Here is an 11,536-nt window from a genome sequence, read left to right as displayed (position 1 = left end):
TTTACCCAAGAGTCAATCTCGCCTGTCCCTCTCAGAATTTCCCTCATCCAACTAGCGCCCGCTCTATTAGAAAATCTTATTCATCAATAAGAGGACATTGTTTCAATGCGTAGCAAAAAGACCAAAGACATGCAAAATACAAAAATGGAAACACGGTAAAGGCGCTGTTAGCGCCGCTAACCACACCACGCGGAGAAGCTGAGCAATACCCGCCAACAGCAAGCGTAGAATCAGCGGGCTTGTGAGTGGGTCTTATTGCATAATAGCGCTGCAATACGCGCCACTTTGCCCGCTCCATCCCGGCCCGACAAAATACCAATATCATGCAAACGCCTTGCCTCAGCCCAGCGCTATCAGCACTGCTCCATTTATCATCCAAGGCATCGCTAAATGAGCAAGCGCCTGCCGGAAATGAATGGTGGGAAAATACAACATGGCAAAATCGGGGCGATTCCCCCTGCAAAAAGCGTGAGCATGGCGGCATTCATTTCCCCAACGGACAGGCCTCCCAACCTTGACGCCCCCGCCTTCCCCCCTTACTCTCGTCCGTGCGCTGCGCCAAATAACGCAGCCATGGGCTGGGAGGCCTGTTCTGAACGTTTCTTAGCAAATCGCTTGGCCGCGATTCGCTATGTGCTGTTGCGTCGCCATAACCGGGCGGGCGCATGGCACTGAGCCCTAAGGGGCTGCCGTTGAACGTTCCGGTCCTCCCACTTTGTCATGTGCCTGCCCACGCCTTCCGTGCGTGCCGCGCAGGCATCCCTAAAGCGATGTTAGTGGAGGCCATAATGAATATATTGAGTTTCTACCGGCAGCACCCCCGTCCGACCCAACCCACAGCGATGTTCACGGCCATGGAGGACCAGCCATGAGCGCCGCCACCGTCCAACTCCAGCCGCCGCTGCTGCAACTGCGCGAGCAGATCAGACAGCTCTACCTCACCACCACCGGCCAGGACGAAGCCAACGCCATGGTCTCCATCCTGGAACAGTACTACCTGCAAGCCGATGAAGCCCTAAGCCGCGGCATTGTGCATGTCCACACCGCCAACCAAAGCCTGCACGCCATGATGACGCTGCTGCTGAACTGCCAGGAGGACCAGCAAGTCAACTGCGAACAAATCGTGGCCTTGCTGGAACCCATCCGCCAGGAACTGCAGGCCGGCTTCGTGCAGATATCGGAAGTGATGTAGACGTAACAACGCCGCAGCGGGGAGGCTGCGGCGCTGTAATCGATATCTCTCTGCACCATGCTTTAGCGCCCAAGTGCGCCCCTCTGAACGGCCCTCCAGGATTGAATGGGGCCCGCCCTCACAAGAGTCCTCCCTCCAGGCTGGCTTGCTCCACACCGTCATGCCGCTCGCCGGCCGGCAATGCCACCTTATCAAACCGCGCATACCAGCTCACGGTTTCGGACTTGTCGAACCCATTTTGTTGAGGCAGGTGGTAATGCAGGGAACCTGGCTCGGTGGTTCGAACTGGCTTTACCACATGGCTCACTGCCACATAGGAGATGGGGGCGCCATCCTCCGGCGCGCCAAGGTCAGGGTACTCGCCAGCCTGGATAATCAAGCCCCTCGGGTAGGCACTCAGGACGATATTCGGCCAAGCTGCAAGCTGAGCGCGGAGCGATGCCTCTCCACCCAATTGCTGTATGAATTGTGTCCCCAAGATGGTGAGCCAGTTGGCGCCTTTGATATGGTTTTGCAACTCATGCGCACCGGCAGAAAACGACATGCTGTCCACATCCAGCCCGATGAAACGCTGCGCCAACTCGTACTCATTGGGCAAATAGCGGTCAAAATCATAAGGCAAGACGGATGACAGGCCACCATAGCCATGAACAGGCGAGATGGCGTCACAAATAAATTGGACCAGGTTCTGATAAATAGAGACGCCGTTTTTCTCAAACAACAAAGTGTGCGGCAGCGTGAATTTCAAATAGGATTTGTGCCCCCACGTTTCGTGCAGTTCTCGTCGTGTCAGACACTGCATCGCATAGGCGGGCGCCCACTCCTGAGTGGGCTCTGAGCTTATCGTCCACTCTAGCGCATCGTGCGGATCGGTATTGGCAAGAGCGGTACTTCTATTGGCGGCATAGCCATTCTTGGCCATCTTGGTGTACTTGCCAGAGCCAATCTGTTTCCCTCTTAGATGAGAGCCGAACTTGTCGTAGAAAGCATCAAAGCACGCCACTATTTTTTTGCGTACAACAATTGAACTGCCGCCCTCAAAGAAAAAAGTAGCGGTCAGCCCTGGACGCACAACAATGGCATCGTCCGAACCGAGGGTCCAAACAAGCTCATCTTGGTACTGTTGCAATCGTTGCAATTGCCGTGGCGTGTCTACTTGTTCCATTCCTCAACCCCTAATGCATGCCATCACGCGCATAGGCCTGCATGCGTGCGAATGCTTGAGCGCCCCCTCATCCATGGCTCATTTATTCTCGATACCAGATCGTGTTGCCATACGTTGAGCGGGAAAAATCAGGCATCAGTTCACCTTGGGTGAAATATTGCCGAGAGTTCTCCATGGCTGGAGTCCACCAATGTCCGCTCTCAGGACAAGGCTTGCCGGCCTCGCACCTAGCTCCATGCTCCGCTTGTGCTGGTAGCGACTCCCCCTTCGGCAACGGGGTAGCGTCGAAGCGCGCATACCAGCTCACGGTTTCGGACTTGTCGAACCCATTTTGTTGAGGCAGGTGGTAATGCAGGGAGCCTGGCTCGGTGGTACGTATCGATCTCACCAAGTGGTTGACCACGACATAAGACTCCGGAGGCCGGGCATTTGGCGCACCCAGGTCTGGGTAAGGGCCCGCCTGAATCATCAATCCGCTGGCATATCGGTGTATGGAAATATCTCGCCAGGGCGCTAGCTTAGCGCGAATCACCTCTTCGCCATCCAGCTGCTCTACGAACTCATTTCCCAAAATCGTGTACCAGTCTGCGCCCTTGATATGGCTCTTCAGCTCGAAGCCTCCGGCGCTGAAGGAGCGGGTATCGATATTCAAGCCGATAAACCGCTGTGCAAGCTCATACTCATTGGGCAAGTACCGATGATAGTCATATGGCAGGATGGGGGACAGGCCACCATAACCATGAACCGGTTGTAAGGCGTCACAGATGAAGGCTAGCAGCTGTTGGTACTGACCAAGGCTTGCTTCATCGAACACAGTGGCCGCGGGCAGCACGATTTTGAAAAATGACTTGTCGCCCCAGCCTTCGTGAATGCTTTGCTGCGTCAAGCAGGAAACCGAGTATTCCGGAGCCAAGTCCGGCACGGCTTCACTACTGACAAACCACTCAATCCGCTCATGCGGATCAGTGATGGCCAAGATCTTGTCTTTGGACTTCTGATAATCGGATGCGCCCATTTTCCTGGTTTTGGCATCCATGTATTTCTGCCCTTTTAGCTTCGCGCCAAAGAGGGAGTAAAACTTGTCGAAGCACTCGATGAGCTTTGCTCTGACCTCAACCGTGCTGCCCTGCTCAAAGAAAAAAGTGGCAATCAAGCCAGGACGGATGACGATGCCCTCATCGGGCTCCAAGCTCCAGGTCAGTTCGTCTTGGTATGTTTCAAGCCGTTGCAATTGCAGAGGCATGCCTACCTGTTCCATTTCTCAAACCCAAGCTCATGCCATCATGTGTACTGTTCACCAGCCATGGCCCCCTGATTACACATCACTAGGCCAGGCGGTTCATGTTGCAGGATTCGCTTCTCGATACCAGATCGTGTTGCCATAACTTGATCCGGGGAAATCCGGCATGAGGTCCCCTTTCTTAAAGTGTTGATGCGAGCTGTCCTTCGCCGGCGTCCACCAGATCCCGCTTTCCGGGCAGGGCAACCCGGCTTCGCAGCGCAAGCCTCCAGCCGGCGCAGGAGAGGGCGGGCTTACCGCCGGTATCGCATCGTCAAACCGCGCATACCACGCCAAGGTATTGGCCTTGGTAAAGCCCTCCGCATCGTCCATGCAAGTATGCAGTTGATCTGGGTGGGGCACCCGCACCGACTTAAACACCCGATTCACCGCCACATAGGCCGCCGGAAGGCCGTCTTCCTGCGCGCCGACATCCGGCAATACGCCAGCCTGAACCATCAATCTGCCGTTGTCGGTTTCCTGCACGCTGACATCGGGCAACTGCAGCTGTTGCTTGAGCGCGGCCATGCCGCCCAGCTTCTCGATATAACGAGGCCCCAGCAGCGTCAGCCAGTTGACGCCTTTGATGCCATCCTCCAATTCAGCTAAATCCATATGGGGACCAGAATCCACCATCAAGCCACTGTATCGTTGTGCCATCTGGAACTCATAAGGCTGAAACTGATGGCGATCATAGGGAAGCGTGCACGCGAGTCCGGCATAACCATGATCAATATCCAGCGTCTCGCACAAATAACGTACCCAATCCTTGAACCGCTGCTCGCCATCCGGCTCTTCCAGCAACTGCCATGGCAATGTGATCTTCAGATAGGACAGCCACTCAGGATCATGGTCAATATTGCAGGTCATCGTCTTGATAGAGTATTCAGCCGCCAGCTCACCATTTTTTTCACTTTGCAAAGTCCAGAAAAACATGGCTCCCTCATCCACTGACTCGGACAGTTTTTCTTTAGCTTTCGTTACGCTGTCTTTGCGCAGAGAGGTGAACCCTCTTCCACTAAAGTCATGAAACTGCCCCTTTAGGTGCGAGCCAAACTGCTCGACAAAACGGTCGAAGCACCCTAATACCTTGTAGCCCATATCCCGCTGCCCACCATTGCGGAAATACACGGTGCAAATCAGCCCCAGCCGGACTAGCACCAGGCCCTCTGGAGTCACCCCTTCAATAAAATCCACTTGCTTGGCAATACGGGCATAGGCCTGCATGCGCTGATATTCTTGTGCACTCATTTTTGCTTCATCCATTCTGCCATCAAGAAGCGGCGGCCATGGCGCCGCCCCCCAACATGACTGCAACAGCGGCCCAGGCGGCCGCTCCCATTTCCACCAGCGCGGCCAATGCCGCCACCAGCCACCCCCCTAGCACAAACACCACCACCACCCCGGCGATGACCACCGCGACGGCAAGCAAGCCCTTGCCAATGTCCAACAACACTTGAGTCCAATCTATCTGGCGTAAGGTTTCCAGGGTCAGATCGGTCACGCGCTGAATTTCCGCCCAGGCCGCGCGTAATTGCGCACTGGTCCAACTGGCAATGCGCTTCCCCTGCTCGTTGACGAAGTGCCAGGTATCGTTGGCCTTGTCTTGCAGCCAGTGCCCAGCGGTAAACAACCAGGGCGCATGCTGCTTCAGTTCCGCCTGCACCTTGGCGGACAGCTGATCCACCGCTTGACGCAGGTTTTGCGCCAGCGCTTTGCCATCCTCCGCCAAGCTGTGCACCAGCTGCTTGGCGTCATCCAACCATTCTTCATAAAAGGCGGGATCGGGCAAGGGCTTGGGGCCATATATGGGCACCCGCCGGTTCTCGCCACGCGGTATCCCATCCGCTCTGGGCGCAAACACGGGCGCGGGCTTCTTCACCGGCTCGGTCTGCCTCCGCTTCTCCCCCGGCGGGATCACATGCAATAACGTAAAACGGTCTACACCTCCAGCGATCTGCTTGTAGGCATTTTCTTGTTTCTCTGCCAAAGCATCCCCCGGAAACTTGATCTCGACCACACGGTGCAGATTATCCCCATGCGGAACGCCATCGTGATCCTTTGTCGCTCTTCCGGGCCAGCGTACCGCCTTGTTCTTAACAATGATCAGGTCCGGACGGCGCAGATAATTCTTGCGCAAACCTTTAGGAAAAGGGGTTAGCGAGTGTCGGCGGTTGGGGTTACTGCCTTCCGTAGTACTAAGAAAAGGCTTCGGCACACCTCGACGACTTGAAGGCATATCGAAACTGACCTCCGCTTTGTAGTACCACAGGTATTTATGGTTCTCCTCATCCCCCCTAATCTCAGCACTCATCACCGCTTGCCGCGCATTGATGGTGAAGGTCTTTCCCAGCTTGCTGACGCCGATGCGCACATCAGGCACTCTCACCGCCACCTCGGCCTTGGGTTGCAGGTAAGGCTTGTTTTCCACAGAGGGCAGCTTGGCATACTGCTGGTCTTCTTCCAGGCGCGTCAGGCCATTGCCGGCTGTTTTAGGGTTCAGAGTGGTCATGTGGATTCTCCTTGCTGAGCATCATTGCGCATCTCAAGCTCCAGCTCGTGCTTGCCGCCCCCGGCCAGGTGCAATGTCTCGGTTTTGGCCGGTGCGGGCTCCAACACTTGCAACTTCATCCCTTCCGGCTGTCGGCTCATGGCGGTCAGGGTCCAGCCGTCCTTATCGCTATACCCGCTGAGGGTGCGGCCTCCGGCCTGCTTAATGGAGTAAGCCCGGCCAACCAGCGGCGCGCCGGTTTTCTGGTCCTGCAACTGGAAACGGCCACTGTAAACCTGGCCGAAGGTGGGCATTCTGTAGTTCAGGCTGGCCGGCCCGCTTAGTACATGACTGCTCCCCTTGATGCTGACCGTGCCCGAGCAGTGCACTTCAATATCGCCGCCTTTGAGGCGGATATAACCGCCGCCGCTGGTCAGCAGGATTTCGTCCTTGGCCGCAATGGTGATGCGTTCCTTGCAGGAGGTGATGGTGACGTCCTTGTCCGCCGTCAGCTCAATGCTGTCGCTTTGCGCCTGTAGCTGAATCTTGCCCTTGGCGGCTATCCACTTCATCGCCACCTGATCCGCCACGCCGGCTACGAACAGGCTGATGTGCTTGCCGACGTTATGAATCCAGCGCCGGCCGCTGCTTTGATTGGTATCGCGCTGCGCCACCAGGTTGAGATGGGTTTCCGCGGCCAGGGTCTGGCTTTGCCCGGACAAGCTGGCAATGCCGGCCGGCGCGGACAACACCAGCAAGGCTTGCTGGCCGGCCTGTTCTTTCGCGGTTTTGCTGTCTGGATCGGTATTGCTGCCGGCCTCCCAGGCCTCCAGCGCCTGCAACTGGTGCAGCACATGGCCTTGTTCCCGTTTGCCGCTGCTGGCGTTGTCATCGCCAATGCCGTCCGGCCCGGTTTCCATGGTGTCGGCCTGCTGCGTGGTGGCGGTTTCGGCCAGCGCCTGACTCAAGGCCACCGCCGCTTGTAGCTGGCTGTTGGCCTGCTCCCGCGCCAGTTGCTTGCCGGCACCGCCGCCTTGCGCCTCAGTGGACAGCAACAGGCCGTGGGCAGCGCGGATGGCACCATGCTGGTCCGTCCGCAGCTCAAAACCGTCGCCTCGCGGCTGGGCCTGGCCATTGCTGCGCGGGTGGGTGAGGAAGCCTTGGTTGAGCTGGGTCTTGCCCGCCTCGCTGGACAGCTTGGCGCGTACTTCGCCGGGGGTGTCGTCAAACAGCAGCTCGTTATAGCCGCCACCCTGATGCTCTTTCGATTTGATGCCGGACAGCGTCTTATTGGCCGGCAGGCTGCCGGCTCCGCTGAAGTCCGGCGCGGGATGGCTGCCGTTGTAGACCACGGCCTTGACCACCGGGCGATCAATATCGCCTTCGATAAAGTCCACCAGCACTTCCTGACCGATGCGCGGCAGGAACTGATGGCCCCAGCCGGCGCCGGCGGACGGCATCGCCACCCGCACCCAGCAGGAGGATTTGTCGTCCATGCCCGCGCCGATGCCGGGATGCTCTTCCGGGCGCTGCCAATGGAACTGAATCTTGATGCGGCCGTGCTCGTCGGTATGCACTTCTCCGGGGCTCTCCGCCCCGGCATCCCCGCTGACCGGCCCTACCACGGTGGCGGTTTGCACGCCCAGGCTGGTGGGCTTGGCGTGAGCGGTGCCGGCATAAGCCGGCGTCAGCGGAATGCCGCGACGCTGGGCCTGGATGGCGGAGGAGAACGGTGCGGCGTCCGCCTCCGCGCCCAAGTGCTGCGCCAGATCCCGCGGCAAATTGTTGCGCGCCTGAAAGCGCTGGCCGGTGACAACAAACTGGCGTTTCTCCTCCGCGTCGTCCTCATGCGCGGGGTGATCGTCTAGGCGGAACCACTCCCCCGGCAGCAAGCCGCGCACCGCGCCGCTGCCGCTGAAGGTCTTGGCCTGCAAATCGTTGGCCTGTTGCCGCAGCACGGCGTAGCGGCCCAGTTGCTCCTCGTCCCCGGCGTAATACAGGCCCGGCGCATCGTAATGGCCCAGGCTGCTTTGCAAGGCCTGACCAAACTGGCCCTGCTCCACCCGGCCGGCTTCCCGACCTTGCTGGGTGAGCACCGGCTTGTAATCGTAACTGGCCAGCGCGCTGGCACCGGGCACAATCTGACGCGCGGCTTCCCAGCCAGTCAGGCCATCCTCTTCCTCGGTGGCGTCGCTGCGGTGGAAGCGCACCCGCTGCAGCGGAGAAGCCGGCAAGGCGTGGGTATCGTCAAAGATGGAAAGCTCCACCCGCGGCCCGTCCGCCTCCAGGTGGCGGAAACGCCAAGCGTAACCCTCTTCATGCAACAGGCGGACGATGAAATCGTAATCGCTCTCGCGGTATTGCAACGCATAGCTGCGCGGCGTGGCCGGCTTGAGCTGCAAGACCAGCGTTTGCACGCGGGCGAAGATAGGGTTGGCTTGCTGATGTTCGCTGAGGACCTGTTTGACGATGTCCGGCACGGACAGGTCCTGGAATACCCGGGAGGTCCTGCGGTGGCGCAGCAAGGCGAACGGCGCTTCCACGGTCAGCTGATAGCGGGCAAAGCCGCCATCCGACCCCGCCAGGCGGGCCTGGCTGACCACGCCGCAACGGATCACCTCGCCCCCCTCCGCGCCCTGGATGCCAATCCGGGCCGGCTGGCCCAACAGCGTCTTCAGCGGGATATTGCCGTCCGGCGACAGGCAGGTCAGCGTATAGCGATAAGGCAGGGAAACCCCCTCCTCGCCCTCCAGGCTGAGCGGCAGCAGCTGCTCGGCGGCAAACTGCCCCTCTCCAAGCTGCAAGGTCAACATCCGGTTGTCTTGGCCAAAGGCGGAAGCAAAGCTGGCCAACAGTGCATTCAGGTCCATCGGCATTCCAAACGAAAACACCGCCAAGCGGCGGTATGACATTGAAAATAAGCCTGAAATTTTATGAAGTTAGGACGACAGTCACAAGCCGGAGTGGTCTGGGAATGCGTTCTCTTGGACTAAAGGACAGGTGTAGGTGTTGGGGGAGTGCTGGGTAGCTTGGAGGGCTGGCGCGGGATGCGGCGGGGCGGCGGGTCGCACACACTGGCTATGGGTGCAGCGGGATGTGGAAACGCTGCGGCTCCCGCTGCGCTGGCTTCTTTTTGTATCCCTCCCTGAAAGAAGAAGGGCTACCCAGTAAATTTCAGAGCTTCTTGCAGGTGAGTTTAAGCGCGGTTTTTTCTACCACGCGGACCTTCTCACCCAATGCGATGGTGTAAACGAAATTTCTATCCACCAGCATCATAAACTTTTCCGACCTATCCAAGACCCAGCCCTGTAGCTGCCCACCTTCACTCATAGATATCTCCGTGGGAAAATCATTGCCTTTTAGCCGATGACATGCAATTTCATCAAACCTCTCTCTACCCGCGTCACTTGCTGAATTAACCCATCCAGCCAAAGGAAACACCACAAAGCTATACAAAACGGACGCAACCCAAATAATAAAAATGGAAATATATTTATTATCTTGATCGTATGAGAACCGCTCTGAAAACCACATCCTTACGCGGACAAATTTATCACTTGGTTTCTTATTTTTCCTATTTATACCTATACCAAAAAACCATGCCAAAGCACCAAAACAGGCAATCACGAAAATAGCATAAAACCAAATACGAATGGCTGCAGCAAAACCAAAGAATGCAACCTCTTGAATTGATGATGAGGAAAGTGGCCCACCATTACCAACAGCCGCCCAATAGCCATTAAAAAATGCTTTCCCTGCTATCCAAGCGCACACACCTAAAAAGGTGATTGCCACTCCAAAAACTTTAACCAAGAACTCGCAAAGCTGAAGCACCAATCTAATCTTATCTCGCCCAACCTCTCTTCCTCGCTTCAGATAACCTGACGACTTGCTAGAAAGTGAACTCATCGCCTCCCCTTTAAAATCACATCAAGAAATAGTAGAAAATAACTCAACCAAACTGGAATCAATACGTTCTAAGCTTGTACCCTCAAGCCAAGAGAAGGCGCTAATATCGTCACCATTCTGATACGCCCATTCCGCTACACTAAGCGAACACCTCTGGTCTGAGACAAAACCCAACTGCGCTAATAGCACACCTTGCTCATCGCCATGCCTAGAGAGATGCGCCAACCAACGTTCCAAATGCGGTTTGGCCGCCAACATGTCTCGCTTGCTGCGGTTGCATGCCGCATGCGCCAACACAAAGTTGTGCGCGGTGTCCCGCGGGTAGCGAGACCAGGGGATGAAGTGATCCACCTGCGCCTTGCCCTTGATGGGCTGCTGGCAATAGAAACAGCGCTGCTGCTGCAAAGGGCCCAACACTTTGGCCACCTCGCTAAGATCGGCGCGGGCGGAGCCGAACATGAAGGTTTCCAGATCGTCCCGCATCCCCAGAATCACCCGGTTCAGCTTATTACTACGCACATGCCCCAGCCAACCGGCCTTGGCCAGTTGCTGCACCAGCTCTTGATAACGACGCAGATTGAACACCACTCCGGCATTCAACACCACCCGGTCAGATGGACATGGATAGGCATAAAGGAAAGGATCCAACTGGCCCCCCAGCATCTGCAAATGCTTCAAGGGCATATCTCGTACCGTTTGGCAGATAGCCCTTAGGCAAGCCGGCCAAACCGACAAAGCCCGCACTTGCGACCACTGGCCATGGCTCAAAGCATGCAATTGCCGCAAAGGCCGCATGATCGCCACCACCGAGCCTTTGTTCTGATGCAGCGTCTCACCCACCGTGTCCACCAAGCCAGAGAAATACGGCGGCACTTGCCGCCAATACAGCTCGGCAAACTTCTCCCCCACCTTGGCCATTGGCAGGCTCAAGGCCGCACCACTATCGTCCCCGTACTCCACTGCCAGCTCTGCCAGAGCCAGCAGCAAGGCAAACTTGTAGGTGGCGCTGAACTCGCCCTCACTAAACAAACGCTGAAGCTTCAGGATGAAAGCGATTTGTTCCTGCGCGGTTGGCGCCCTCGTCATCGCTGCGACCAGTAGTCGGCTTTTTCAGGAATGATCCAACGTACCCCGCCACGCGGGTCCTCCCGGTCCCCAGCAAAACGTGGGATCAGGTGGATGTGTAAATGCGGCACCGTCTGCCCCGCTGCCGCGCCATCGTTGATACCAATATTGAAACCATCCGGCTTAAGTTCCGCCTGCAACTGCTGGCGAGCCTGGTCCAGCAACACCATCAGCCCTTCCCGCTCCGCAGGCTCCAGTTCAAAAAAGGAAGCGATGTGCCGGCACGGGATGATCAGCGTGTGGCCAGGGGAAATGGGAAAACCATCACGGATCACCACTCCGTGAGAGTTGGCGAACAGGTGGCGATCCGGAGACAGAGAGCAGAAGGGGCAGATGGACATGACAGTGCGATTAGGCTGAATCATTCAGCTGGAT

The 11,536-nt window shown here is 57.2% G+C and carries 10 protein-coding genes; 2 read left to right on the top strand and 8 right to left on the bottom strand.

Features of this window, described 5'->3' with window-relative positions; genetic code table 11:
- The first annotated feature begins 390 nt into the window (after positions 1 to 390).
- Both B0T39_RS25200 and B0T39_RS17330 read left to right on the top strand, forming a co-directional pair.
- The gene (locus tag B0T39_RS25200) at positions 391 to 675 is read left to right on the top strand and encodes a hypothetical protein (RefSeq protein WP_141111278.1); all 285 of its coding nucleotides are present in this window, start codon (positions 391 to 393) and stop codon (positions 673 to 675) included.
- A 193-nt stretch (positions 676 to 868) separates the two neighbouring features.
- Positions 869 to 1,192 carry a hypothetical protein gene (locus B0T39_RS17330; RefSeq protein WP_081548775.1) on the top strand — a complete coding sequence of 108 codons (324 nt, stop codon included), beginning with the start codon at positions 869 to 871 and terminating at the stop codon, positions 1,190 to 1,192.
- Positions 1,193 to 1,310: 118 nt separating this feature from the next.
- Here B0T39_RS17330 and B0T39_RS17325 read toward each other — a convergent pair whose 3' ends face one another.
- The 8 genes from B0T39_RS17325 to B0T39_RS17295 all read right to left on the bottom strand — a co-directional run bounded on the left by B0T39_RS17325 (position 1,311) and on the right by B0T39_RS17295 (position 11,502).
- Positions 1,311 to 2,357 carry a type VI immunity family protein gene (locus B0T39_RS17325; RefSeq protein WP_081548774.1) on the bottom strand — a complete coding sequence of 349 codons (1,047 nt, stop codon included), beginning with the start codon at positions 2,355 to 2,357 and terminating at the stop codon, positions 1,311 to 1,313.
- Between the two features lie 82 nt (positions 2,358 to 2,439).
- Positions 2,440 to 3,600 carry a type VI immunity family protein gene (locus tag B0T39_RS17320; protein WP_176219589.1) on the bottom strand — a complete coding sequence of 387 codons (1,161 nt, stop codon included), beginning with the start codon at positions 3,598 to 3,600 and terminating at the stop codon, positions 2,440 to 2,442.
- Positions 3,601 to 3,696: 96 nt separating this feature from the next.
- Positions 3,697 to 4,902: a DUF3396 domain-containing protein gene (locus tag B0T39_RS17315; protein ID WP_081548770.1), complete on the bottom strand. Its 1,206-nt coding sequence runs from the start codon at positions 4,900 to 4,902 to the stop codon at positions 3,697 to 3,699.
- Positions 4,903 to 4,909: 7 nt separating this feature from the next.
- Complete coding sequence (locus B0T39_RS17310) at positions 4,910 to 6,148, bottom strand: VRR-NUC domain-containing protein (protein ID WP_081548768.1); 1,239 nt, start codon at positions 6,146 to 6,148, stop codon at positions 4,910 to 4,912.
- Positions 6,145 to 8,997, bottom strand: a complete 2,853-nt coding sequence (locus tag B0T39_RS17305; protein ID WP_081548766.1) for a type VI secretion system Vgr family protein — start codon at positions 8,995 to 8,997, stop codon at positions 6,145 to 6,147. Before B0T39_RS17305 ends, B0T39_RS17310 begins: the two co-directional genes overlap by 4 nt.
- A gap of 304 nt (positions 8,998 to 9,301) precedes the next feature.
- Positions 9,302 to 10,036, bottom strand: coding sequence for a hypothetical protein (locus B0T39_RS25195; RefSeq protein WP_141111277.1), 735 nt, complete (start codon positions 10,034 to 10,036; stop codon positions 9,302 to 9,304).
- Between the two features lie 21 nt (positions 10,037 to 10,057).
- Positions 10,058 to 11,122 carry an HNH endonuclease gene (locus B0T39_RS17300; protein WP_217806271.1) on the bottom strand — a complete coding sequence of 355 codons (1,065 nt, stop codon included), beginning with the start codon at positions 11,120 to 11,122 and terminating at the stop codon, positions 10,058 to 10,060.
- A complete protein-coding gene (locus B0T39_RS17295; RefSeq protein ID WP_081548764.1) occupies positions 11,119 to 11,502 on the bottom strand; it encodes an HIT family protein in 384 nt (127 codons plus the stop codon). Before B0T39_RS17295 ends, B0T39_RS17300 begins: the two co-directional genes overlap by 4 nt.
- Between the last annotated feature and the right edge of the window lie 34 nt (positions 11,503 to 11,536).

This window comes from Chromobacterium haemolyticum (genome assembly GCF_002081825.1).
Taxonomy (GTDB): Bacteria; Pseudomonadota; Gammaproteobacteria; order Burkholderiales; family Chromobacteriaceae; genus Chromobacterium; species Chromobacterium fluminis.
This window is presented reverse-complemented; position numbering and strand designations above follow the sequence as displayed.